We start from the raw sequence: 26,507 nt of genomic DNA, 5'->3' as shown, positions 1-26,507 counted from the left end.
CACCGGTTGACACATAAAATTAGAATTAATTCCTTTTTATAATCTATTATGATATATAGATGCTCTTCACCCCTTCTATCAGTTATAGTTCCAACCTTCAACAGTTGTATTTAGAGTCTAAATCTTGGATGGTTTTACTTTTCATGCTAGTCATTGCTTAAATAAATACCACTACCAGACTATTTTTTAAGGAACACTCAACACTTTTACAACTTTCTAAATGTGTTGATACCCTGTAAGCTAGATCCCTACTAAATCACGGTTTTTTGATGGAAAAGTATCAACACCCATATCTGAAAATAGCTATCTAGTTTTAGAGAAGTGTTGACCATTAATGTTAAAATACTCATGAAATGTAAATTCTTCACTTTTACACACCCTCAAAAAGTTTATATACTAGGATTATAAGATAAATAATCATACTATTCTTATGTAGTTCATGAATTCGTTTAATAATGTTCTGAGTTACAATCAGGAGGATGTAGAATGACTATCAGCCAAGAATTGAAAAGAGACCTATGCAAAAGTTATAGTAACAGTAAAGAGTTAAATCAAAAATTCTTAATGAATTTAGAGAGTTATCAACAAAATGATAAGGAAAAAGAGTATCAGCAGTTACAAGGAAGTTTTGACAAGTTATTGAAACGACCATAACATCCTACTTACTTATTATTGTGAAGCTAATCGGTTTAAATTAAATTAAAGATTAAAGATCCAGACAGGCAAAATAGGCAGTTCAATCATTTTCCTCTTCTGAAAAGGGAATGATTTCCCCATTAGGGTATTCTTTTACCCACTGTCCATTCTTAATATAAACTTCGTATCTTCCTTTCGCCTCAGCTTGGGCTCTAGCCATCTCACCTGTAAGTTTTATCCACTTATCTAAATGAGCGTATTTTCGACCCGGATTATTTACTTTTTCTGTTTTAAACGGTTTTTGAGAATCCTTATTATTATCTGTCACACCGTATATCCTCCTCTTTGTTTTAATGCTATAGAATAACCTCAGACACTGACTGATATCACTCTGTAAAGTTCACTTAGTTAAATCTTCTTCCAACGTATATATTCATTCCTGATGGTGTCTTACATTCACTATTGACTATATTTAATGGAACAATAAGAAACTCGTACCCATTAATGGATACGAGTTCTAAAAAATCTATTCTGCTCTTTGACTGAAAGCTATTTTTATCCATTAATACCACCCTTACTTGCCCATTTTATATGACGTCTTGATTATGTATTAATCAAGGTGTCTACGGATCAATACATGCAGTTTTGATAGCATGAAAATAATATTAAGGTCAACTATCTATAAAGACCTAAGTTCTCCAGGGAATCTCGCTCTAACAATCACATCTTCAGCAGTCCTATAAGAAAATATCATTTCGCCATTTGTCCCTTCCCAAATGTCATCGACTAGAATTGCATATTTATTAACATCCTTTATAATAATCACTTGACCCTTTTCTAATTCTTTATTTGTTTCAATTATTATACCGTTTGACCAATCCAATCGATAACGATAAACATTTTCAAAGTCAGCAAATGTCTTATGTAGTCCATGGTAGAGCAACAAAGAAATCACCCCCTTTCAATTTATTCACCCCCTAGAAAGTCAAAATAACGTATTGCAGCGTTATTTAGGGAATGTGTATCTTCATTTCATTATCTCGAATTATAGCCTTTTACACGTTTAAAACAGCGTGGGGAAATCCTCATAATTCTTTCGTATTTCCAAAGTTCTAGGAGACTACTCACCTACCATACCGTCTCCATCACGATCATCCATATATTGGTATAGCCAATGATCACTCGTTATTGGCATACTGAAGCCTGCTGCTTTTGCTTCTGCGATAGTCACCTGTCCATTACCGTTTGTATCAACACTAGAAAGATCCCCTTCATTTTTAGAAGAACTTGCTGATACGGACTCGGAGTCCTTATTTCCGGTCAATCCAAGTGATTCGTTTACTTCGTCAGGGTTGCCATTATCAAACTCATCTACAATCTTATTCCCTTTCAAAGTGTAAGTGTACTTATAATGAGAAGGAATCTGCGTTTCCGTATCCGGATAAGTAATAGTTGCTTCAAAATTGGTTGCCCCACCAGCTTTTCGGATTGAGTCCTCCATGTATGCTTGGTCCCCGTGTCGGTTAAGCGTACTATCTTGTGGAGTAATATTATAAGCATTCGAGACCCCACCAGTATAGGATAGTCTTTTAGGGGATAAAACCTTTTAGCTGTTGATACACCTCGATTTGGGCGATGAACAAAACTTAATGATGAACAAAACTTAATATTCCTACACTTTTCGGACTGTAAAAGGGGTCCCGTCAGAAAAATGAGGATTTACAACGATCAGAAATATACAAGATTTTATACCTGTTTTATAGTGAATTGCAGCCTCTTATAAAAGGTATCTGTTAATCATGGCCCTAAATTTTTAGGTGAAGGTAAATAACAAAGTCCCGAAATATACAGTTTAATGAATAAAACAATGTATATTTTGGCTCTTATAGATATTGGAGTTATTGAACAAAAGCCACCCATACATATTAACTATACCAAAAAGGGGTTAAGAATGTTTATATTGGTCTTTTGATTTTGGTTATATTTTTGGTTATACCTTTTAAGTAGTTTTTGAAGTTTTTAGAGAAGTCCACTCATCGTAACCAAAAACGGTCGTTTGTAGTTATCTTGTTATAAAAAAATGGATATTTATGTTAAGATAGATAAGAGATTGTGAAAAGGTGTACTTAAAGTAACGAGGTTTATTGAAGAAGTCACGGGAATATTTGAACGAAATTAACCCCATTTTTTAAAATGGGGTATTACTTATTAACATAGCATTTCTTTTTAAAAATGTGGCGAGTTTTCTTGTTTAATTTTTGAGTCAATAGCTGGTTGAAGGATGTTACAAATGGTTGTCACACCTTGTTCTAATTGTTGCTCATTCATATAAGAGAAACTTATTCGTAAATGATGATTTTCTTGCTCTGTGGGGTAACAGGCTGACCCAGGTAAAAAAGTGATTTGCTCTTTCTTTGCTTCTAATAAGAGGTGATCCGTATTAATCCAGGAAGGAAGAGTAATCCATACGTTTAATCCTCCCTTTGGTATAAACCAAGTTACTCCTTCAGGGGCATGTTGTGACAAGATCTCCAAAACTAGATCACGTCGTATCCTTAGAGCTGTTCTTAGCTTTTTAAGATGATCAATCATTCTCTTTGAAGTAATAAATGGAGTGATGGCTTTTTGTGTTAGTAAAGGACTGCCTAAGTCTGCGTTAGCCTTGGCAGCTAATAGGCGTTTAAATATAGAACCTGAAGCAGCTAATATTCCAATTCTACAACCTGGAGCTAATACTTTGCTTAAACCTTTCAAGTAAATGACATGACCCTCTTTGTCCAGACTTTTCATTGGTGCTGGAGGCTTTCTTTCAAAATAGATTTCACTACATGGATCATCCTCAATTACTAAACACTGCGTACTTTTAGCAATCTCAAGAATTTGTCTGCGGCGTTTTATGGGCATTATAGCACCTGTTGGATTGTGAAACGTAGGGACCGTATAGATGATTTTTGGTTTATATTTATCACATAAATTCTGAAGTAAATCGACTCTCATCCCATCGCTGTCAACAGGAACGGTAAGAATGGTCGCACCTCTCCCTCGAAATACATCAATAGCTCCTGGGTAAGTAGGAGCTTCCATGACTACTACATCACCAGGTCCAACAAAGGTACGAGCAATGAGGTCAATTCCTTGTTGTGAACCACTTGTTACTAAAATATTATCAGGAGAAATTGGCAGGTCCATCTTTTGTAAATACTCAACCATTGCCTGCCTAAGCGCTTTATCTCCTTGGATCACGCCGTACTGTGAGAGAACTTTTTGGTTTTCAGAAAGCATCCTGTGAATTTCTTGCTCTAAGTATCGATTAGGTAGCAGTCCAGGATCTATCATAGAAGATGAAAGGTGAATTCGTTCAGGGACTTGATGAAAACGAGCAAATTGAGACCTTGGTAAATAATCTTGAACGGAAAGTTGCCAATCGTATGAACTGGTTCGTTCTTTTCTTTCTGTTTCTTCCATTTTTCTCTTTCTTATAAACGTTCCTTTCCCTTGTACAGACGTGATAAATCCCTCTTGTTCTAGCTTTTGATAGGCCTTTACTACAGTAACTAAACTTACCCCAAGCTGTTTTGAGAGTTCGCGTACAGAAGGTAATTGTAATTCTTCTTCTAAGAGATCGGAACGAATATGATCGCGAATAGAATGGTATATTTGCTTCGTTAATGAAATGTCAGCATTACGTTGAATCTCAATGTGCATGACCAAATCTCCTTTAAGTGTTATACATGGGTGTTGAGTGTTATACACAAACAGATATAAACTACCAATAGATTATTAAACACATTATAACACTGGAGGAAATGAAATGAAATATTTTGTAGTTGATGCCTTTGCAGAAAAAGTTTTTGAAGGGAACCCTGCGGGTGTATGTATCATGAATGATTGGATTTCAGATGAACTCATGCAGAAAATAGCCATTGAAAATAACCTGTCGGAAACAGCATTTGCAGTAAAAGAGAGCTCACATTATGGACTGAGATGGTTTACACCTGGAGGAGAAATTAACCTTTGTGGGCACGCGACGTTAGCAACAGCATTTATCATTCTTAATTATTATGAGATGCAATTAGATAGCGTTAAGTTCAGCACAATTAGTGGAGAGTTGACCATAAACAAGCAAGATGATTTATATGAACTGGATTTCCCTTCTGTTCCTTCAGAACAGATTTCTGTTACTGGGCAAATGATCAGCGCTTTGGGAATCATACCAAAGGAAACATTTTTGAATAGAGATCTAGTTTTCGTATTAGAGTCCGAAGAAGAAGTCAGAAACGTAAGCCCTGACTTTGCAAAATTAGAAACATTGCCAGAAGGCTTGGGTGTTTGCGTTACGGCGCAAGGAAGCGAATTCGATTTTGTTTCCAGAGCGTTTTTTCCTAAGTTAAAAGTAAACGAAGACCCCGTAACAGGTTCCTTACATTGTAGCTTAATTCCGTTTTGGGCAAATATACTAGAAAAAAAAGAAATGGTGGCTAGACAATTATCAAGTAGAGGAGGAACGCTTTACTGTAAACATGAGGATACTCGAGTAAAGATGGCTGGAAGAGCAGTTCTATATTCAGTAGCCGAATTAAATATTGAGACTTAATAACGAAAACATTAACCACTGGATTTGTAACTCTACAATATATTTGGTTTTAATAAATGAGGGGTGAAGGCTTGAAACGTGTTCATTATAGCTGGGTTATTTTATTTATTGCATTTTTTTCTATTGTAACTGCAGGTATTATACGTTCCTCATCTGGAGTCTTCATCGTTCCTTTTGAAGATGAATTTGGATGGGATCGGTCAACGATTTCATTTGCTTTTGCAATTAGTCTTCTTCTATACGGTATATCAGGTCCATTTATGGCTGCTTTAATAGAGGTAGTTGGTCTAAAGAAAATGATGATAATAGCAATGTTAACATTATTGATGGGTATCCTGCTTACCTTTTTTATGGTGAAGCCCTGGCAGTTAGTTTTGATTTGGGGAATCATTATCGGCTTGGGTTCTGGTTTGTTCTTAACTGTGCTAAGCCCTTATATTGCAAATCAATGGTTTGTAAAAAGAAGGGGACTTGCGCTAGGTATATTAACAGCGAGTACAGCTACAGGTCAATTAATTCTCTTACCATTGTTAGCGGTGATTGTAGAAACCCATTCCTGGAAATGGGCGATGGGCCTCATTCTTTGTCTTAGTTTCATTATGCTAGTTTTTATCTTATTATTTATAAAAAATTCACCTCTGGAAGTGGGACTTCTTCCATATGGACAAGAAATGCCTTCAACTGTATATCAGGTAGAACAAAAGAAAAACCCTATAATGATTGCCTTTCAAACTTTTATCGAAGCTGTAAAAGTAAAGGAATTTTGGTTACTAGCAGGAAGCTTCTTTATCTGTGGTCTTTCCACTAGTGGACTGATTGGTACACATTTTATTTCTTACTGTATTGGCTTTGGTTTTACTGCTGTAACGGCAGCTTCCATGCTCTCATTAATGGGTGTGTTTGATTTAGTTGGAACAACTCTTTCTGGTTGGTTGTCTGATCGGTTCGATAATCGTTGGCTGTTGTTTTGGTATTACAGTTTAAGAGGGGCTTCACTTATGTTTCTCCCATTTGCGCTTTCTGATGGGTCCTATATTTTTCTAATAATATTCTCTGTGTTTTATGGGTTAGATTGGATTGCTACTGTACCACCAACTATTAACATTTCAAGACAGATCTTTGGAATGGAGAAAAGTGTTATCGTGTACGGTTGGCTCTTTGCATCCCATCAATTAGGTTCAGCTGTAGCAGCAGGTGGCGCAGGGCTCATATATAAGATATTCAATTCATATTCATGGGCATTTGCTTTAGCAGGAATGTTTTGTGTACTAGCAAGTCTATTTGTGATAGTAATAAAAAAACAACGCGTTAAAGTTGAGATTCAATCCCATGTAGCTAATTAAGAATGGAAGGAATTTGCTTGTATGTCACATTATTATATGTTTATTTTTGTATCCCTTATTATCATTATGACTCCAGGGCCTGACTTTATTTTGATTACTAAAAATGCACTTACAATTAATAGACATGCAGGTCGTATGACTTCATATGGAGTTGTGACAGGACATATTATTTATGCAACAGCTTCTATCCTTGGCTTCACGGCCATTATTGCAAAATCTATAGTGCTTTTTGAAGGAATCAAATATACTGGAGGTATCTACCTTCTTTATCTAGGAATTAAGGCAATCCTGTCTAGTATAAAGAATAAGGAAAAAGAAAACACAGAAATTAAATTAGAGGCTGAATTGCAAGTTGCTCAAAAAAACACTTCTTATTTCCAAGGATTAGCAAGTACACTTCTAAATCCTAAAGCCATTATGTTTTATATTTCTTTTCTTCCACAGTTTATTGATTTACAAGGAAATATAATTCTGCAATCAGTGATACTCGCAGGGCTTTTTATAATAACTGTTTTATTGTGGTTTACTTTATATCTTTATATTCTTACTTACATTAGTTCGTGGTTTAAAAAACCTTCTGTAGAAAGAATCTTTGACCGAGTTTCTGGTATTGCATTAATTTATTTAGGAATAAAGTTAGCTCTTGGAAAAAATTAATTTTAGATTATTGTATCAATCTTAGTTATAAGTAAGGATGATATTGGTACTTTGCACTAACTGCGGAGATAAATCTAAAATGAAGAATATGTGAATTTTTTCACTTAAATTATAGGGTGGCTTTAGTTTAACAAGCCAATTAAAAAGTCGGTTCCTTAGCGTTGGATATTACCATCAGTTTGCCCCTGCCAAACCATTTTTTACTCCATTGGTTTTCACAAAATGCACCACTTAATATCAAGGAATACACCACTTAATTCAATAAGACAGGCATCAATCATTATAACAGAATGGTTGATGCCTGTTTCAGAATGGAAGATTATCTATTTTTGCTCGTTTGATTTGATTTTCATTTATAGTTGAATGTATTCCACGTATCTGCCTATCTCATTTTTACACCTGGATATGTCCATTCCATTTTTAAAAATCAATCAAGATAGACAGTTTCTTGTGGATTATATAAATGTTTAAAAGCCAGTTGAATTTGTGATTCTGTATTTCTAGCCTTCGATAATAACGGGAGTTCATTTTCAGCAAAAAACTCAACTGCACTTGTTTCGATTCCTTCTTTTGATTGACCACCGATGATTTCACATTGGATAAATATTTTATAAACGTGATATGGGGAAGAAGGATGTGGATGACATTTCTTATCAAGTACACCTATCAATTTTATTGCTTTAACATCAAATCCTGATTCTTCCTTTACTTCATTTACCGCAACTTCACTTGGAGTTAATCCTATATCACCCCAACCGCCAGGTAATGACCAAGCCCCGTCAGCATTTTCCCTAACCATTAAAATCTTATTATCCTTAAATACAACAGACCTGATATCAACTTTTGGAGTAGAATAACCTGTTTCATTAGCAAATAGATCTTTTATTACTGTCTTGTCTATATCTGTTTGTTGTGACAACATTTCAACGCTAATATTTCTTATCAATTCAAATCTTTCCAAGTCATATACATCTTTCGAATAAGTTAACCCTGCCTGTGCAATGGACTGCAATTGTTTTGCCCAGTCGAGCCATTTAGGTTCCATATAGTATAGCTCCTTCCCCAGTAATTAATAAGAATTCATACCTGTATTATACCTGAAATATCTTTAGGGCCTTTTAATATGTAAACTGCTGATTCAAAACCTTCAATCGTTTTAGAACCCTATAAGGCAAGGAAAAATGTCACTCTGCACTATCTGCGCATTGCATATTATATATCGAATCACCTATGTATATTGTCTCGTCTTTATCTGCACTCAATTCTTTTAAACAAAAACAATAATGGATTAGGATACGGTATGTGATTTTTAGTATCACTAGTTCAATAAAAAAGAGATGTTATTCATTTCACCTACCTCCCTTCAATCCATGACGTTCACGCATTGAAATATCCCCATCAAGCGTGATTTTATAGGAGTTGTGAACGATTCGGTCAAGAATTGCGTCAGCGAGTTGTTGATGCCCGATTCTTGAATGCCAACCTTCAGGTGCGAATTGAGAACAAAATATTGTTGAAAGCCTCTGATGTCGATTTTCGATGATTTCTAGTAAAATGGTGCTTTGATCTTCGGACAAATTAACAAGAAGCCATTCATCAATAATAAGCAAATCGACTTTCTTATATTTGTTGAGTATTTTCCGAAGACTTCCGTCTGCCATAGTCTTCGCTACTACAAGTTCATCAATCAATTCCGGCAATCGAATGTATTTCACATGAAAGAAATTTCGGCAAGCTGCGATTCCTAACGCATTAGAGATATATGATTTACCGGATCCCGTAGCCCCCATAAGAATGACATTGCGGCCCTCTTTGATGTAATTACAGGTGAAAAGCTCTAAAATCAGGTGTTTATCAATTTTCCGATCTTCATGAAATTCGATTTCTTCGACACAGGCTTGAGGTTCAATAAATTTGGCTTGACGAATCAAGCGTTGAAGGCGATTTGATTGTCTGCGTGAGTATTCGTTATCGACTAACAGCTGAAACCGTTGATCAAAAGACATATCATCAAAATCTTTGGAACCTTGCAGATCATACGATTCGATCATTCCTTTCAGATTCATTTCTGTCAGCTTTTGTCGAGTATCTTTATTCATCATTTAAACCACCTCCATAATAACCAGCACCACGAGTAAAACCGTAGTCGGGTTCGGTTTTGTTTTGTTTCAGAGGATTATCGACTTTTCCTGTTTGTGCTTTATTCCTAGCTAGAATCGTATTAACCAATTGCCCCGTCGGTGAACTGGCTACCTCTACAGCCGTTTGACAAGCACCTTCCAGTTCAATCTCTGAGTATTTCTTGAGTGCTTTTTTTAGTACTTGAACTGAACGTAATGCTTGTTTTTCTGAGGTGGTTTCAAATATCTTCTTAACCAGTTTTTCTGTGAAAATGCCAATAGTGGTCGCCCATTCTATGGCTTTGTCAGGCGTTTGCTCATAATATTTCCTATGAGAATCAGGCATGTGTGATACATCAGTGGAGTATTGTCCAATCTGACCTTTTAAACGCCTGTGGGAAGCTATTCTCAAGTCTTAAAAATAGATTTCAACTAGTTCATTAGTCAGTTTAATATCAACGTTGTCTTGGACATATTCAAAAGGCGTTGAATAGTAGTTTTTATCTATCTGAACATGATAGTTTCTTTGCACTTTTGCGACACGCCACTCAGATAGTAGAAAAGGACGGAGTGGAGGTGGGATTAGTCTTGGTTGTTCATCTTGAACAAATACCAGATACCTACTACCTGTACGTTTTTGAAACGGTGCGTGGTTCATTTCTTCCATCAACTTATGAATTTGTTTGTTTAAATCTTTGACCGAAAAACATTGATAATTGCGCAGTGCACCAATGATGTACCGAGACACATAACCTGCTGTTCCTTCTGCTGCCGGCTTATCCTTTGGCCGTTTAACCCTTGCAGGTACGATAACTGTTTGGTAGTGATCCGCCAGTTGTTGGTAAGCAGCATTTAAAATCGGTTCATAACGATCAGCTTTTGTTACCCCTGTTTTGAGATTATCTGGAACAATAGATTCTGGAACTCCTTTGAAATACTTAAAGGCATGAATATGGGCAGAAAGCCAATTATTCACTTTCATATCCATAAAGGCTTCAACGTAAAAATATTGGCTGTATGGGAATGTTGCGACAAAGAGATAAGCTTTTTCTTCAATACCAGTTTCTGAGTCTATGACTGGTAAAGTAGATCCAATCCAATCGATTTCTACTAACTCTCCAGGTTTCCTTTTTATAGGCATTGTCAGATTATACTTGCTGGCATACGAACGGTATCCTCGACAAAAACTGGTATAAGAGTATGGAAATTTCTTTGAAGATTTTGCTTTTTCCTTGTATTCACGATGTAATAACTGAAGTGTGACGTTTTTCTTCATTAGTTCTTTATGGACATACTCCCAATTCACGGGATAATAGCCACGTTCAAAGGTTTGCCTCTCTGGATAAAGTAACTCAAATAGCCACAGATTATCCATCTCATCAGTTGTTTCGGTTAATCCTTTTTCATTCGCTCGTTGAATCACATCTCTAATGGTGTGGCGAGAGTGAGAGGTCGTAGAGCTAATAGTCCTTTGAGATACGTTATCAAAATATAATTGCAGTATTTTCTTGTAATTGATCATATCAAGTATCCTCCTCAGCCCCTATTTGGAAGAAAACAAACAGATGTGGAAATTTACAATAAATCAAGAATACTGCTAGGTTGCTGTAATTGAATATCCAAATTTTCAAACTCAGGTTTATCAAGCGCACCCCATCTTGCTAAGCCGAATGAAACTCCACATGACAGAGCACTTTGCATATCGTAAATCGAATCTCCGACATAGATTGAAGTATCTTTATTTACTGCTAATATATCAATCGCTTTTTGAATGGGTTCAGGATTAGGCTTGTGTAGTTCAGTATCAGATGCGGTAATAACGACATCAAAATAATGTTTCAACTCAAAATGATCAAATTCATTTTGCATTTCTTCGTTTGTTTTAGAAGTGATGATTCCAAGCTTCTTATTCATTTTTCTTAGTTTTTCAAGAGTTACTTGAACTTCGGGAAAGACAGTGGCATAGCTGGAGAATTGCAGGACATTTTTCCCCCATGCTGATAATAATGGCTCAATGTCAGAATCGTTCTTTACAAACTGCTTTATAGCTTCTTTCCCAGGAATACCAAGAATAAAATGTAGACTTTCAATAGGTACAGTGAGTTTTTTTTCTTCTAACAGAGTTTTTTGCAATGACTTGGTCATTACATACTCGGTATCAATTAATGTGCCATCTACATCGAATAAAACTGTTTCAAACATTATGCATTCTCCTTTAGATAGACAATCTTAGATGAATCAATTATTGTCGTTAGATTGTCTGGTAATAGTTTGTTAGTGACAAAATAATCTATATCCCCGAAATCATATATCTTAAAATTATGTTGGACGTTTACTTTGGTATTATCAAAAATAAGGACGACCTTTTTAGATTGATCTAATATTTTTGCTTTAATATCGATGTCCTCATCATACGCATAGTAGATTCCTTTTTCCGTGATTCCAGCACAACTTAGAAATGAAATGTCAAATTCGAATTTTTCCATTTCCAATAACGGTTTTGCTCCAGCCACACATCGTTTCTCACGATCTAAAGCTCCCCTAATAAACGTGTCTTACTTTTTGAGTTTCTAAGTAATTGATCCGCAATATCCAGTGAGTTAGTGACTGAAAGAAGTTGCTCACTATGCGGTAAAAAATGTGGGACAAATTCGACTGTAGTCGAGACATCAAGGTATATTATTCGCTCATCTTTGATAATACCTGCCGCTTTTTTTGCAAGAGATTTCTTTATAGCTATTAGGTCCGAATTTCGTTCTAAATAACTATCAAGTTTATTAAAAGAATTGGGTAAACTAATTCCGCCATAGTTTCGCTCGACCAAATTACTATCCGATAACTTGATAATATCTCTTCGAACTGTGTCCCTTGATGCTCCGGTCAAAGACATAATATCTTTCAGACTAAGTGACTTCGCTTTGTTAAGTGATTTTAAAATCATATTTAATCGTTCATGCTGAATCAAAATTACACCTCCTATAAGCTATTTTAAGTGTATATATACATTAACTTAAAATGGCTTATTTGTAAATGATAATAAAAAAGATCAATCCCACACTATAGAAAAATAGGGTACAGGATTGATCCGAGTTCATAGTTTGGTGCATTATGTGATATTCAGTGGAGCATTTAATGATATTAAGTGGTGCAAAGTATAACACTCATGGGGCAATCGCTTAGGAATATTCAAGCGTACAGGAATTCGACTTTTTTTAGGTTTCAATTTTCTTAGCGTATAATATCTGCGTTTTGTCGGCAGGACCCCTTCTTTAGTTCAATAACTTCAATTTTGTTTTCCGTTAATAGACCGAACTAACAAAATTCCCGATAATGCTGTAAGAAGAATTTGAGTTTCCGCTATCAGTATTTTGGACATCATTGATTTCAATATTTGAACTTTGAAAAATTGGCTCACTATCACTCTTAGTACCACAAGCCGAAAAAGTGATTAACAATATACTATATACAAAAAAAAGAATAATACTTTTTTTCATCTTCGACCTCCTAACTTTTAATACTGCTTCATTTAATACAATAATCGAATCTACTTAATTAAACACTCCGGCTTCTTTACTTTAATAAGCAATAGGTGCTGAAAAATCGACAAATCCTTGTTCAGCTAAAGCACCAGTTAGCACAACAAGGAAGTAATAAACTGGAGATTGACCACCATGACATAACACTATAAAATAAAAACATACTAAATTGGAGGTTTTTGTTTGTTAAACTTATGTTTAGAGCTGGGTGTGTAACACTTTCTTAATGACTTCGTGCATAAAGAAAGTGCTATTTATAGGATGAAAAATAAAGTATATAAAAAGAACAGGAGACTATAAATGGATATCATAATTCGACCAGAACTCAATATACAATATAATTCAACTGAAGAAATTATTAAAAAAGCCTTTTTGAATGAAGAATATAGCGATAAGAGAGAACATCTACTTGTAAATAGGATTAGAAAATCATATGCATTCATTCCTGAACTTTCATTAGTCGCATTAAATCAAGGAAAAAATATTATAGGTCATATTCTTCTATCTAAAATAAAAATTGTAGATGGTGATAACGCAGTCGATTCTTTGGCACTTGCTCCAGTTTCTGTTACTCCTGAGTATCAGAAAAAAGGAATTGGAAGTCAGTTAATTCACGCTGCGTTAAAAAACGCAAAAGACCTTGGATATCGTTCAGTAATTGTTTTAGGACATAAAGATTATTATCCTAAGTTTGGTTTTAAACCAGCTAGTTTATGGAATATTAAAGCCCCATTTGAGGTGCCTGATGAGGTGTTTATGGCTCTAGAATTAACACATAATTCTCTTGAAAAAGTGCAAGGTGTCGTTCATTATTCAAAAGCATTTTTAGAGTAAAACTTTTGAATGATTAGATTTTAATAAAAAAGAGGTTGTCCGAAAATTGTTTTATAATATTTTCTATGGACTGCCTCTTTTTTATATGGATACATCACTTAAAACATTTACATTTCTTCTTCAACTCCTCTGCCCGTTATTGCAACAAACATTACTTCGTTAATGTGCATAATTATTAATATATGTACATTTTTCGTGAGTATTGAAAATGAAATCACAAGTGGTGGTTGCACTATTCTTAATACCATCATATACATTCTTCCATGAAAAAGGGAAGTCCTTAACTGGAAAAAAGTGTTTCATTTTATCAAGCAAAAACTGTGTCATCGTTTCAAGCGGTCGCAAGACTTTTGCTTATTTGAATAAATCTTCAAATTCATCTTCAATTTCTTTAAATTTCTTTTCCGCATCTATGACATTATCCTTTAACTGAAAGTTTTTACGACTAAGAAGAGAAGTGCTATGCAATGTCATCGATTCATATTTTTCTTGATAGAATGCAGATTGCTTTTTCAGGGCGTCGATTTCTTTTTTTAGAGAGGCTATTTCTTTATCCTTAGTATTTAGCATATTTTCTAATTCAGTTGTCTTTAGCACCTGTTCAAAAGTAGTTTGATATGCATCAAGGACTTGTTGAACCCTTGTGATTAGTAGGTTTTTATTGTGATAATTAGAATTTACTAAATTCTCAGCCGAAGGAATTTTTACATTCTCTTTCATTAAACCCACGATTGCCATAGGGGTTTGATTAAGCTTTTCAATGTCTTCTCGAATCTGTTTATTATTTCTCCATACGTACCGAGGAAACTTCGTTTCGCGCCCTAAATCTGCGAGAGTGATTAATTTTCCACTATATTTGTTTGCATATTCGAATAAAGTAGCTCTTAGTTCCTCATATGTATATTTCTGCGGTCTGCCACCCTTAATGTTTTCAGTTGTCATCTTGTACCTCCCTTTTTTTTGCTAGATGTGCCTCTAACATTGCTTTTCTATTTAATAAAATTGCGAGATTTGCGCTGTTTCGTTCAAGTTCTTTAGAGTTTTTTTCGTTATTCGCGAACTCTGACTCATTTTTCCTATAAGCTGATTGATAATACTTTTTGATGAAATTTAATTTAATTTGTATTTCATCTTGAATTTTTGTGATTTTGTTTACCATTTCGGCTTGTTCTTGAGTGGTCAAATTAGATAAATCTATATGAATCTTATTACAAAAGATACAATCATCTTCAAAACATTCATACGGAAATTTTTTTGATTGGCAGTAACCATAATCTATTTTCTTTTCTTTAGAGTAGTCAGAATGCCAATAAGAGAGTATCTGCTTTTGACGAAATGTAAAATGCTCAAATCCTGAAGTATTTAGGTTTGTCATACGTTGTTGGATATCCTTAGCTAGTAAGCTAGAATAAGACCGTTGAAAATCATCGATATGAGATGCATATGAGGATTGGGTTTCAATCTTATTATGACCTGCCATTTGAGCGATTGTTAATTCGCTGAATCCTTGCATCATCATTGAACAAATTGCGAAATGGCGTGTATCCATTAGATTAAAACGAGTAATGGTTTTGTGTCGGTTTTCTAAATCTAATTCGTCTCTTGAATTCACAACGTTAATACCAATTCCGTCTTGTATCACTTCGTCGAAAAATGAATCCAATAGCCTTGTCATTAAAGTGGTTGTTCGGTGGTTGGTATGATTTATTGTTTCCCCTCTATTTATGAAGCTGCTACGATTAGGCATTTTTAAATGTTCATAATGGTGAGAGAGATGAAATAGATATTCTTCGTTCTCGCTATTAGTTATCTTTCTATAATCTTCGATAATTTCGAACACTTCTTTGTTTATCTGAATTTCGTGTGGTATGGCAACTTGATGCTTTCCTTTAGCTTTTAGAGGGGATTGCTTTCTTTTCCCTTTTGTTAGGTAATATTTTTCTTCTTTCGAATCGTATCGTATATCGTTATTTTTTATTGTAACGAGTTCAATTGGACGAATAGGGATGATTGTTGATAATTTCCACCAAATAAAGACTGGATAGTATTTTGAACGCATATAATTTGTTGCTTTATTCATGAAATCGTTAATTAAAAAATCGAAACAAACGAATTCTTCATAAGTAGGTATTGCTCTGATCACATCCCAATTAATGCCGGGTATGGATTCTAATAAAGGGATATAATCAGACGCGTCGTTTATGGGGTTAAAATACAAGAATCCCAAGTTATAGATTTTGTATTTATCTAAATGAGTTTTTAATGACTCCTTTTCTAGCTTCCATTCCTCAAATTCTATTAATTTTCGTTTGTCATAACCATTTGTTAATCTAATGCTTTTTAAAATGTTGTAAAACCCCTCAAACATGCTATCTGTGGATATATTTCGGTCATATAGTTGTATAATTACGTAGCATTTTAAAGATAAATAAAGCTCTTTATTATATTCTATTTCCGTAAAATCAAGTTTCCTGTAATATTCGCGTCCTATTACTCTCCATTGATGGTCAAAAAATTCGGATGTGGCTTCAATAATCCCATCGTCTTGTAAAAGCTCGAATTTTTCTTGATACTGATTTAACTCATCTTTGTTGTACTTGAGGTACTTTTTTTCTGCAACTGAATCGGAAGTCTCTTCGTAAATAAGTAATCCTTTGTCTAGATTGCCTACTTTAATTTTTTTTACAGCCATCAATTATTCACCTCGTCTATGGTTAAAAATTTTGTGACATTTAATTCTCTGATGTCTGATTGCAACAAGTCCAAATCTATGAAACTGCGAATATAATTCGTATCAAATTGATCATACATTTTTTTGAAATCCATTAGGATATACAAAAGCGATTTAATCATGTATGTATATTTGATGCGTGCTATATGTTCGTCTTGATTTATTCTTTTTAGTCGTTCAATTAAAGAAAATATTTTCACATTCACAATATCTAAAATATAATTGGTATCGATGCGATTTTTGCAACCGAGACATGGCATTTCTAGATTATATTCAACCTCGTTTTTGAACGGACAATTTTCCAAACCTACGAGACATTGTGAATGGTCTAGCAATGAAGGGGAGCGTAATCTGGAAATATCCTTTAGTTTGTCTTTTAACTCTTTTTTTGGAATTTTCATAAGGTCTTTTAATAAAGTAATTGATTGCTCGTGCCTAGTGACGGCATATCCTGATAATTCGTTTATCATTACAGGTGAATATTCTTTGTTGATATTTGTTATGGCTGTTGTCATTTCTTCTAAGTTCATCGGTTCATTTTCATTTATGGCATCTATCATAACTTTTACTTGCCATCCAAAAATCCCTCTATCGAAAGCGTGTCGAGCCATTTCTTCAACATCTACATCAGTATTTCGCGTAACTAGATATACCTGAGTGATAGAGTTAGGCATTGCAATTTTATGAGTGTGAGAACGAGAAAAACCACTAAGCCAATAAGCTAATACGCCTTTACCGTTTTTTACCGCTGTTTCCCAACCGTAAGTCATTAAAGATTTGTTACTCATTTTATTTTTGAACTTTGGCAACTCTTCTCCGAAGAAATCATTGATATTTTTGTAACTTATATTTTTAATTAAAATTTCGTTATTAGTGTTTTCTTTTCTACGGTGTAGTTCACTAAGAATGAAGGCTAGTGCCGTAGGCATTTCAAAGAGAAAAGGGATAACGAATACGGTTTTTTGTTTTTTCTTGCTTGATAAATTTTCTTGCATACTTCTTTCGACTGTTTTTAATATGTGTTGAGCGTCTTCTAATTTCAATATGTGTTCGTTGAACCATTCAAAGTCATCAATGCCCACTATATCAAGTGATATCGGTTTAAATGAAAACATATCTGAGCGTCTCCACGCCAATGAAAAATGCAACAAGCAGAATAGCCATGTACTAGCATATTCTCTGTTTTCAACTGCATTTTCAAAATGCTTGTTCACATCTAAAACATGTAGGGTTAACATTTTCCACTCTTCTTTAGTATACATTTCATCAGCATCTGCATTTAAGGTCTTCTTAAAAACATAATCGCCACTAAAAGCACAATCAACTTTCTCTTTGCAATAGTCAAGAAATTGGGTAACTCTACGAGTTTGATTTCTAGAGAGTGATTGGAAGAGTTGTTTTAATTCCAAATCTGTATATTCCATCAATTCTTTAGTTAGTTGAGATGCTAAAACCTCTAAAACACGCAAATAATGAAGCACCATTTTATTGAATGGCTGTGTGCTGTCCTTCATTTTTTTTCTAGCCCATCTGTTGTATAAATCCACTGTAATGTTTATATTGGCTTTGTTCTTAAAGTAATTAATACTGTCTTCAAAAAAATGATGATAGTTAGTTTCTATAATATTGTTATTATAATTGTGCTTGATTTGTATTGCAGCGTAACTATTTATAAGTTCATCAGCTTTTTCTCTTTTGATGTGAAAATCTTTATTGTTATTTGGAAGAAGAATATAGTCGTCAAAGTTAAAAAATTTCCTTATAGTACCCAAAGATGTGTTCATCTCCAATGCTAATTGCTCAATCGGAATTAATCCACGTCGCTTGTACTCATCTAAGTAAGCAAGATGCGTTCTAACGCCCTTAGCGTTCGTTGTAAACGATGTTATGTGTTTCTTCTCCCATAACATCTGCATCACTTCTAAAGGTGTATTTAAATACCTAGAAGCTTCTTCAACATCGACTAATCCCTTTTTGTATTCCTCCCAATCTTCAATTTTAATACGGTAGCTTTGAGCCTCTTTGTATACTAGTTTCGATAAAAGTGGATCGTTAAATATAAAATTAACTACAATATGTCTATCTGTTGAAAAATTTAATTCTTCTTTGATTAATTTGACTAGACCAACTGCGCTTGTTTTTCTGTTTATATATTTTTCAACTTCTTTTTTTGAAAAGTATAGAATTTGTTCAAAAAGCAGGACATCCTCGAATACTCCTGTCTCTTGTAAAATTTTTAGTGTTTTGTCTGATACCTTTAGCATTGTTTTAACTTCGGTTCTTTTATAATAATCGTTTGAAAGTTTAGCTTGCAAGGATAGTTGCTGCTCAACATAGCTCGTATGAATCAAATATTTGCTGCTTCCTGAAGAAAGTGCCTCTTTCAAAAAAGAATCGGGGATTAACCCTGTTCGTGCATATCTTCGTAATGTTGAAGCGTTTCTATTTATTAATTTAGATATTTCTTCTGGTGTATACCATTCTGTCACCTTCAAACATCCTTTCTTTAATGATTCCGACTGTTTAATTCTAATCCAGAAATAAAGTCTTCCTTTACTTCTAATAAATCCATATACATATCATTGTAGTTGCCTTTTAGAAGTCTAAGCATTTTATCTGCATTGTTTAGATACGTTATACTGCTCATGGGGTTGTCATCTCCTCTTGCTGTCATAACTTGAAGTACATTGGTGGCATCTGCTGCAATCAAATTCGAGAAGATTCCACGTCCAATGTGAGTAGACCACTTAGCGCTACTTAATTCCAATCCGTATGTTCTAAGTAAAGGGTCTTTAGCCTCTAACAATAAAGTTAAGAAACTATTTTTCAATTTTCTAAACTCCCGTTGATAAGTGAATTTCTCCATCGCTCTTCCATCTCTGTTGGAGAAGAGGGCATTGCTACCATCGGTAGCTTTATATTTTTCAATATGCGTCTTATATAGAAGTTGTAATAACTCGCCATTAAAAGGGAAAATACCTTGTCTTCTTGGTTTTTTTACGGTTCCTTTTCCCTTAATATCCTTTAGTTCGGGTCTGAAATTACGATTTTTTAATATTACTTGAAATCCATATAATCCGAATTCCCCTGATGGAGTAATACCAGTCCTTGAGATATTTACAACCTCGCCAGCACGTAAACCCCCGAAACACTGAAACGCCACACCAAGAGCTATTCTAGGTGTATATGTATATGCGGTTTGTATGAAGGGGATAATTAACTCGCGAGGAAGGTCATGGATAAGAAATATTTCTTCATCATTATTTGGATAGTTCACATTGATAAAAGGGCTTTCTGGCTCCCTGTTGACCCTTAAATCTTCATACGTGTATTCTTTGAAGTCGAAATCATTTATCGTTATATGATTTAAAATATTTTTTTTGGCTAGGAAGTAGTATAAACGAGTAAGATTCCCTTCACATCTTTTGACTGTTTCTTTTTTCACTGGAGCGTTATTTCGTCCTGTTAATCCATAAACGTTCAAATAATCCTCTCCATGTTCAAAAAGAAGGTCTTTTATGCTCGATAACATATACTTTGCGTGATTTTCTATAAACACAAAATTTAGGAAGTTCACAATAGAGTTAGCAACTTGTTCTTGTGTTTTAATACTAGGGATACCACCTTTTTTTAATGACAGATGAATAAATTCCGAAATAGGATGGACAACGCTTACTGCATATTCATTTTTCTTCTGCTCCAACATAATCATCAACTTATCGATAGTATGATTTTTACCGTTAGGTAAAATTTCTGTTGTTGATATTCTTTTACAGTAGTACCTATAAACCCCCAATCTTTTGTTTATTCCCAGAACATTACTATGGTTTTGACTGTTTGATACTTTATTCATTTATTATCCCACCTGTAATATATTTGCTCTCTTATCATTAAAGCTGTTCTCTTTATTTCGTATTGTTCTAAGTTGTTTAAAAACTTCATACAGCTATGCCTTCTAAAATATGATCTGCTACAAAGTCTAAATCTTCCTAAAAACAACTAAATACTATTAACATTATATATTATAGTTTTGTTCACCGTCTCCTATTTTTGAACAAAAAAATAACCCTCATAATCATTGATATGAAAGGTTTTTAAATAATATGTAGTAAAGATTTATAGTTTTGTTCAAAAAGTATCCTATACCCCCCAAGAGAATCAGCAATGACATGTCCTTCATCTAAAATGTCACTTTCTACTCCAGGGACCTTTGCCTCATCAGAATAGTATCTGCCAGATGATAATACAGGTTCGTTTTGGTCATCTTGTATAATGATTTCGTCAGCAATGACACGTACCAGTTGCCCGTATTCATTCGTAAATGCCCAATATTCACGTTCTCCATAACCAATGTCAACAACGACGCTAGGTTCACGATTTCCTGATAAATCACCGCCGTCAACTTCTAGGATATCGTATCCCGGGAATGCTTCTTCTTTCGCTCCGGTTGATTTTTCCTCAACTTCTGGTTCCTCTGTTTCTGGTTCATCCACAGCCTCCGCAGTAGCTTCTTCCTCTTCACTTTTGGTATCTGTATTCTCTGTGGTTGTTGCTACTTGTGGATCTTTTTCTTCATTGGTAGTGGATACATTTTCTACGTTGGCACAACCAACCATAAATATGATTGTTATAAGTAATACTAAATAGTTCAATTTCTTTTCCATCTTAGGACTCCCCAATATATTTTATATTAATTTGGAATTTCTGTGCCTTTTTGTACAGTTTATTTGTTTCTTATTATACAGGAAATAAAATGCGTTGTGAGTACTATCGAACCATTCTTCCATTTATTTGAACAAGAAAAATAGCATTACTCCTGCTCAAGTAATGCACCAGTTTGTATAAAATCATTTGTCAATGGTCCATAAAAAAGGACCATCCAATCATTTCTTATAATCCTTTATCATAGTTTCGATCCAGAGTAGGCACGATAATAGAGGAAAAGATTAGACTGTAAGAGATACTTGAACACCAGCAGGCTGAAGGTGGATGAGAAGAGAAGAAAATAAACTAATAGAGATTGAAAACCGTTGGATTTATAGAATTAGGAAAACTATTAAAACTAACTGAAGTTGTTAGTAATAAAGGGATTGAGGAAGTACAGAACATTGTAGCAATTGTAGGACGATATTGGACAGAGAAAAAAGCGGAGAAAGAGGAAATCCAACGGATTATATCATGTTTTAGACCTCTCTGTTGAGCCTTTTTTATTAATAAACGATAACTTATGGATATCTCCCAGCTACACAATAAACCTAAATATAACAATTATAGGATAGCATTTTATTTCATACTTTCAGCTTAATTCCTATTAAATTTTCCAGAACCAGAAAGTGATTATACCCATGGTTGAGCCATTTCTCATTCATGCAGTATTTCTACAATGAACAATTCTTGGTGCATAATTGAGTTAAATATAACAATTATAGGACGAAATAGAGACTAAAACACAGAGGAAATGTCGCAATTGTAGGATGGTATTACAGTTAGGAAACATACTGAATGGTATATACCTGTAACTCCCTCCTTCCCAACCCAAATCCCCCCCATCACTTCTCCCCCAAGGCCCCACCTCCTCTCCTCTCCCTCGAGGCAATGGAACTTAGTTCTTCCCCAAATCACTCGATTTCCCCCTCTTTTTCTCCTTCTGGGTTGTATAGAATATTCGGACATCGTAACTAAGTTCTTCCCAGAACAGAATGAAGAATTAAGAGAAAAGACTGGAAAAAGTGATGAAATGCTATTGGAAAATGATTGAGAAAGACATGGAAGTTGACTTAAAATCCTTCGGATTGATGTAGTTGGGTTAACAACTGGAAAGGTATTGGACACATCCCAAAGCCACTATTGGCAAGGGACTGAAGGGATATTGGACATAAAGAAAAGGACTGGATCGTTATTGATCCAGCCTGAATTTGTATTGATTTTGTATTGGTAAAAACCGATTGAATAATGATTGAAAAATTACCTGAGTACATAGTGTTTCTCCCGTTCTTTTCTCCGTTCTCTTCCGACTCGGAAACCAACTAAGTTCCATCAGGGAAGAACAAAGTTACGTGGGAACCGAGGGAGTTACAGGGAGATAAATGGAGATTGGGAATACGCATGATCCCTTTTTGAACAAGGGACTGGATAGATATTGAACATAACCAAAAGACTGGACCCGTATTGGTTCCAGCCCGAATTTTTATTCCCTTTACTACCAATGTATATATTCCTCATCATTTAACTCGAAAGATTTAAGGAAAATTTCAAGTATTTGTTGTGCAGTTTGATCTCCGCCACAGTGTTCAGGTGAAATACTTACAGTTATTAAATCCCAACACCCTTCATCATCATACTGCTTAAATCGCTCCAACTGCTTTTTTATGAACTCGTCACTATAACGAAAGGGATTGCTATTATAATTATTCTCAATAGATTGATAGGCATGTAAGTTAAAAAAATCCAGGTCTAAATCCAAAATAAAACTTTGATTTTCTGGACTAAAGAATTCCATCCGATGCTCATGTTCAAACTGATTTAGAGTATAAGAGTGAAAAACTTCACCTGGAGATCTAACATAGTCTCCTATCATATACACATCTTTAATAGTGCCCGTCCCTTGGCTCGCTCTTATAAATTCAAAAATATCAAGTTTTTCCCCAATATTGAGAGCACCTTGTTCCGTTTTCAACTCTGTTATTTCCTCAGTAGGCTCAAAATAATCATCGTGAAAATCAACATGTAATAATCTTGCTTTTGGTTTTATTTTTTTATTAAGTCTACTTATTTCCCAAGCTGAAAAAGCCCAATTATGATCACGCATTATGTAGATATTTCGTTTAGGGTACGCTATTTTCCAAGTGCCATCCATATCCTTAACTTTCTTCATCCTTATCCCTCCTCAAAAAACAGAATATCACTATTGTCTTATTTCGTCCTACTTCTCATCATTTCCTTCTTCTACTATATCTCCCTGTTACTTAGTTGGAATTTTTCCAAATTCCCCTAAATCCCTTATCCCCCATGGCTTCCACCCTCTTTTCTCGACTATTTCTTCCCTCCATTATGTTATTAAGTTCTTCCCCAAAACCCCCATTTTCGCCCTCTTTTTCACATTCTGGGTCGTATCGAATATTCGGACAATGTTAAAAAGTTGGTACCAGAATGGAGGAGAAGAATCGGGAGAAAAGAAAGGAAATATAGCAATTGTAGGACATAATAGACAGAAGAAAATGAGGAGGAAAGATGACTAAAATCTTACGGATTTATGTGGTGGGGATAACAACCGAAAAGGGATTTGACGACCAGTGAATACAGTAACGCAAAGGATTATTTGGACTTTTTCCCGATTTTGGGAAAAATAAAGAGGGACGAAATCCTACTGGATCCGTCCCGATAAAATATTGATTTTTATTGAAAAAACTGATTAAAAAACGGTTGAGTACATAACGGTCTGCCTGCTCTTTTCCTTCCGCTTCGGATACCAACTATTTAGCAGTAGATACCGACTTTTTAGCGTGGGGAAGTGGAAAGTAACAGGGAGATAGATGGAGATAGACACACTATCGCCATCCGTCTACCGCAACACTCTTTGCCAAGTTCCCTTGTACATCACCACATATTAAGGAAGACTAGACAGTTTACTTATTTTATTTACATATGGGACAATAAGGTCTTGCTAATAAATGATCACTACGTTTTTCCCACTCATATGAGCATTCGTTACATTTAGCTGTTACTTTTTCCTTGCTTGATATGTAATTAAAAACAGTAATTTTATTATTTGACCTCTCCTTAATTTTCTCTTTATACTTTTCTGCTCTAGTATTAATTGTTCTATCTTTTTGTTTTATTCCTTTCTTAGGTGTAGATTTAGATTTCCGTCTCTTTCCTATTCTAGGTAGTTTTCTTGTTAATAACTTGTTAACAAACGGATTGTCGCTCAACCCCTCATTCACAAGACATTTTTCTAGGCAAGGATATGATTCAGAAACTTCAACTTCAAATCTTGTATCTTCATCAACCGATTGCTGAATTTTATTTAATATGAAAGATAATTTAGCTAATTCCTTATCCCTAATTGTGTAATCATTTATCCCATGCTTAAATTCGGCTAGTATAGAAATAAATGAGTTATCACGTTCATTATTTATTAAACTAGAAATTTTAAACCTTTCTGGTCTGAATGCAAAAGCATTATAAAACTCTTGTTCATAGTATTTAATTCCGGATTGAATATTTCTTGTTGTTTCGTTTTCAATAAAGTACTGACTTCCGGATTTATTCCCTTTATTGTCTATATAACAGTAATCTATCCTTATAATATCAGGATCCTTTCTAATGTAACCCCTACTTAAAGCGTTATTCGATATGTAAATATTGACATGACAGGTGTTAAATAAGTTATCATCCTTGTTTATTTCCATTTTAAGATTTTGAATATTATCACCTAGAGCAAAAGGCTCAAATTGGCAAGAAGGAAATATCATTTCATATCTCTTACTTCTATTTTTAACTTCCTCATCCAGAATTTTATCAGCTATCTCTTGATAAGGTTTGTTCATGTCATTATTAATTTCATATTTATTCTGCACTTCATCTATATGCTCTTGAAAAGTTCGATATAAATCTACATCACACTTCCTAGATTTTAGGTAATCTTGGAATTGCTCTTTATAATCCGAGTTCTCTTCATGAATGACACTGTTAATAAAGTTCTCCTTAGCTTTCTCACTATATAGTTTCTGTTTCCTAAACACCTTATTTATATCCCTTTTAAAAGCATCTAACGCTCTACCAAATTCAACTCTAGCAACTACATAATTCCCATATAGTTTATCTTTCTTATCAATCAATGGTCTTATCTCATCATAATCAGGTTTATATTGTTTATACAGTTCATAAAGTTCTGAATTCACTTTTTCAAACTTTAATAAAGTATCCTTGCTCCATTGTTTTTTTCTTTGCGACAAATAATCAAGACTTTTGGGGGTAGGCATTGAATGTTCAAAATTAAATTTTGTAAACCCATAATCATAATAAGTCTGAATCCCTTGAGTGTCTTCAATGATTAAATCTAAATAATTTCTTATTTCCTCTTCATTCATTTGTGTATTAGAGAATTGAAATGGAAAGCTCTTTAATAAAGAATTAAATTGATTAAAACCGAAAAAAGAAGGCATAAACTCCCGAAAATATTCCTGCTCTTTATCTTCTAATTTTCCTTCGTTTATCTCATCTAAAATAACCATATGAAAGTCCTGTAAAATACAATTATTTTCTAGCATATACTTGAATATCTTACAGGATTTAAAATTGCCTTCGTAGAATGAGGAACCTTTAGAAAAGAAATATTTTTTATACTCATCATACGAAAGTCTATTCAAAGCAAGCAATTCTGAATAATGTCGTTTATACCTTTTTTGAACATCTTTTGATTGCCCAATATAGATAGGAACAACTTTATCATTCTTAAAATCATCTATGTAAATCATGTATATACCAGATACATTGTATTGGGTCTGTGGTGTAACTTCTCTATGCGAATTATCTTCTATATTTTTTTCAACTTGATCCTTCAACTGATTTATATCCCTTACTTCATATATCATCTAGCTCCCCCTAGGCTTAATTAACTCTTATTCCAATATATGAAACAAATGAAACACACCCTAACTATATAGTATAACATTACGTATCTCTCTGTATCAGTTCTTCCTCTTATCTCCATTTCCCATATAACGGATTAAATATTATAAACCTAACTTAATTTCTTTTCTCTAATATGTACCGTTAAAATAAACAAAACTTTTTTCTTCCCCCTCCAATCCCCATTCCACCGTCGGAGTTAAAATAAAGTTTTCCTACCGAACCCCTATTTTGAAGGATTTTTGATTCAAAAACACTCCATTTTTCCCCTCTTTTTCACCTGTTTTTTCACCTTTTTTTCTTTTTTAAAATAAAGTTCTCCGATAATGTTGCATGAAGGAAACACGAGAGAACCATGACAAGACAAGGGATGAGCATGAAAAAGACCCGGAAATCGGAAATGTTTATTTTCACGAAATCGGG

20 protein-coding genes and 3 pseudogenes are annotated in these 26,507 nt (G+C 34.3%); 5 read left to right on the top strand and 18 right to left on the bottom strand.

Features of this window, described 5'->3' with window-relative positions; all coding sequences use genetic code 11:
- The first annotated feature begins 486 nt into the window (after positions 1-486).
- The gene (locus tag MUN87_RS18525; protein WP_244742663.1) at positions 487-654 is read left to right on the top strand and encodes a hypothetical protein; all 168 of its coding nucleotides are present in this window, start codon (positions 487-489) and stop codon (positions 652-654) included.
- Between the two features lie 82 nt (positions 655-736).
- Here MUN87_RS18525 and MUN87_RS18520 read toward each other — a convergent pair whose 3' ends face one another.
- The 4 genes and pseudogenes from MUN87_RS18520 to pdxR all read right to left on the bottom strand — a co-directional run bounded on the left by MUN87_RS18520 (position 737) and on the right by pdxR (position 4,341).
- Positions 737-964: a hypothetical protein gene (locus MUN87_RS18520; protein ID WP_244748064.1), complete on the bottom strand. Its 228-nt coding sequence runs from the start codon at positions 962-964 to the stop codon at positions 737-739.
- 351 nt (positions 965-1,315) lie between these two features.
- Positions 1,316-1,582, bottom strand: a complete 267-nt coding sequence (locus tag MUN87_RS18515) for a hypothetical protein (protein ID WP_244742660.1) — start codon at positions 1,580-1,582, stop codon at positions 1,316-1,318.
- Positions 1,583-1,756: 174 nt separating this feature from the next.
- A pseudogene (locus tag MUN87_RS18510) lies at positions 1,757-2,209 on the bottom strand (DNA/RNA non-specific endonuclease); the annotation flags it as partial.
- 653 nt (positions 2,210-2,862) lie between these two features.
- Positions 2,863-4,341 (bottom strand): MocR-like pyridoxine biosynthesis transcription factor PdxR, encoded by a 1,479-nt coding sequence (gene pdxR, locus MUN87_RS18505; RefSeq protein ID WP_244742658.1) that lies wholly within the window; start codon positions 4,339-4,341, stop codon positions 2,863-2,865.
- A 106-nt stretch (positions 4,342-4,447) separates the two neighbouring features.
- Between pdxR and MUN87_RS18500 the strand changes: the two genes are divergently transcribed.
- The 3 genes from MUN87_RS18500 to MUN87_RS18490 all read left to right on the top strand — a co-directional run bounded on the left by MUN87_RS18500 (position 4,448) and on the right by MUN87_RS18490 (position 7,230).
- Positions 4,448-5,230, top strand: a complete 783-nt coding sequence (locus tag MUN87_RS18500) for a PhzF family phenazine biosynthesis protein (protein ID WP_244742655.1) — start codon at positions 4,448-4,450, stop codon at positions 5,228-5,230.
- Between the two features lie 71 nt (positions 5,231-5,301).
- The gene (locus MUN87_RS18495; RefSeq protein ID WP_244742652.1) at positions 5,302-6,573 is read left to right on the top strand and encodes an MFS transporter; all 1,272 of its coding nucleotides are present in this window, start codon (positions 5,302-5,304) and stop codon (positions 6,571-6,573) included.
- Between the two features lie 21 nt (positions 6,574-6,594).
- Positions 6,595-7,230: a LysE family translocator gene (locus MUN87_RS18490; protein WP_244742650.1), complete on the top strand. Its 636-nt coding sequence runs from the start codon at positions 6,595-6,597 to the stop codon at positions 7,228-7,230.
- Between the two features lie 427 nt (positions 7,231-7,657).
- Here MUN87_RS18490 and MUN87_RS18485 read toward each other — a convergent pair whose 3' ends face one another.
- From MUN87_RS18485 to MUN87_RS18455, 7 genes and pseudogenes are all read right to left on the bottom strand, one after another.
- On the bottom strand, positions 7,658-8,275 hold the full coding sequence (locus MUN87_RS18485) for an NUDIX hydrolase (protein WP_244742647.1): 618 nt from the start codon (positions 8,273-8,275) through the stop codon (positions 7,658-7,660).
- 304 nt (positions 8,276-8,579) lie between these two features.
- Complete coding sequence (istB, locus tag MUN87_RS18480; protein WP_244742645.1) at positions 8,580-9,332, bottom strand: IS21-like element helper ATPase IstB; 753 nt, start codon at positions 9,330-9,332, stop codon at positions 8,580-8,582.
- On the bottom strand, positions 9,322-9,696 hold the full coding sequence (locus MUN87_RS18475; protein WP_244742642.1) for a hypothetical protein: 375 nt from the start codon (positions 9,694-9,696) through the stop codon (positions 9,322-9,324). The genes istB and MUN87_RS18475 overlap by 11 nt, the downstream gene beginning before the upstream one ends.
- Positions 9,697-9,765: 69 nt before the next feature.
- Entirely contained in the window at positions 9,766-10,872 is a 1,107-nt protein-coding gene (gene istA / locus MUN87_RS18470) for an IS21 family transposase (protein ID WP_244742639.1), read from the bottom strand.
- A gap of 53 nt (positions 10,873-10,925) precedes the next feature.
- On the bottom strand, positions 10,926-11,552 hold the full coding sequence (locus MUN87_RS18465) for an HAD family hydrolase (RefSeq protein WP_244742636.1): 627 nt from the start codon (positions 11,550-11,552) through the stop codon (positions 10,926-10,928).
- Positions 11,552-12,240: pseudogene (locus MUN87_RS18460) on the bottom strand (DeoR/GlpR family DNA-binding transcription regulator). Before MUN87_RS18460 ends, MUN87_RS18465 begins: the two are co-directional and overlap by 1 nt.
- 409 nt (positions 12,241-12,649) lie before the next feature.
- Complete coding sequence (locus tag MUN87_RS18455; protein ID WP_244742635.1) at positions 12,650-12,844, bottom strand: hypothetical protein; 195 nt, start codon at positions 12,842-12,844, stop codon at positions 12,650-12,652.
- 342 nt (positions 12,845-13,186) lie between these two features.
- Here MUN87_RS18455 and MUN87_RS18450 point away from each other — a divergent pair, with 342 nt between their 5' ends.
- Entirely contained in the window at positions 13,187-13,720 is a 534-nt protein-coding gene (locus MUN87_RS18450; RefSeq protein WP_244742632.1) for a GNAT family N-acetyltransferase, read from the top strand.
- Between the two features lie 354 nt (positions 13,721-14,074).
- On the opposite strand, the gene MUN87_RS18445 is transcribed toward MUN87_RS18450, so the two are convergent.
- From MUN87_RS18445 to MUN87_RS18415, 7 genes and pseudogenes are all read right to left on the bottom strand, one after another.
- The gene (locus MUN87_RS18445; RefSeq protein ID WP_244742629.1) at positions 14,075-14,662 is read right to left on the bottom strand and encodes a hypothetical protein; all 588 of its coding nucleotides are present in this window, start codon (positions 14,660-14,662) and stop codon (positions 14,075-14,077) included.
- Positions 14,652-16,412: a site-specific integrase gene (locus MUN87_RS18440; protein ID WP_244742627.1), complete on the bottom strand. Its 1,761-nt coding sequence runs from the start codon at positions 16,410-16,412 to the stop codon at positions 14,652-14,654. Before MUN87_RS18440 ends, MUN87_RS18445 begins: the two co-directional genes overlap by 11 nt.
- Entirely contained in the window at positions 16,412-18,940 is a 2,529-nt protein-coding gene (locus MUN87_RS18435) for a hypothetical protein (RefSeq protein ID WP_244742624.1), read from the bottom strand. Before MUN87_RS18435 ends, MUN87_RS18440 begins: the two co-directional genes overlap by 1 nt.
- A 17-nt stretch (positions 18,941-18,957) precedes the next feature.
- The gene (locus tag MUN87_RS18430; protein ID WP_244742621.1) at positions 18,958-20,304 is read right to left on the bottom strand and encodes a site-specific integrase; all 1,347 of its coding nucleotides are present in this window, start codon (positions 20,302-20,304) and stop codon (positions 18,958-18,960) included.
- Between the two features lie 292 nt (positions 20,305-20,596).
- A pseudogene (locus tag MUN87_RS18425) lies at positions 20,597-21,115 on the bottom strand (DNA/RNA non-specific endonuclease); the annotation flags it as partial.
- A gap of 1,535 nt (positions 21,116-22,650) precedes the next feature.
- Entirely contained in the window at positions 22,651-23,325 is a 675-nt protein-coding gene (locus MUN87_RS18420; protein ID WP_244742618.1) for a UPF0489 family protein, read from the bottom strand.
- Positions 23,326-24,085: 760 nt separating this feature from the next.
- A complete protein-coding gene (locus tag MUN87_RS18415; protein ID WP_244742615.1) occupies positions 24,086-26,047 on the bottom strand; it encodes an excinuclease ABC subunit C in 1,962 nt (653 codons plus the stop codon).
- Between the last annotated feature and the right edge of the window lie 460 nt (positions 26,048-26,507).

The sequence above is a fragment of the Gracilibacillus salinarum genome (genome assembly GCF_022919575.1).
In the GTDB taxonomy this organism is placed as follows: domain Bacteria; phylum Bacillota; class Bacilli; order Bacillales; family Amphibacillaceae; genus Gracilibacillus; species Gracilibacillus salinarum.
The sequence above is the reverse complement of the archived record's forward strand: the minus strand, read 5'-3'. Positions and strand labels throughout refer to the sequence as shown.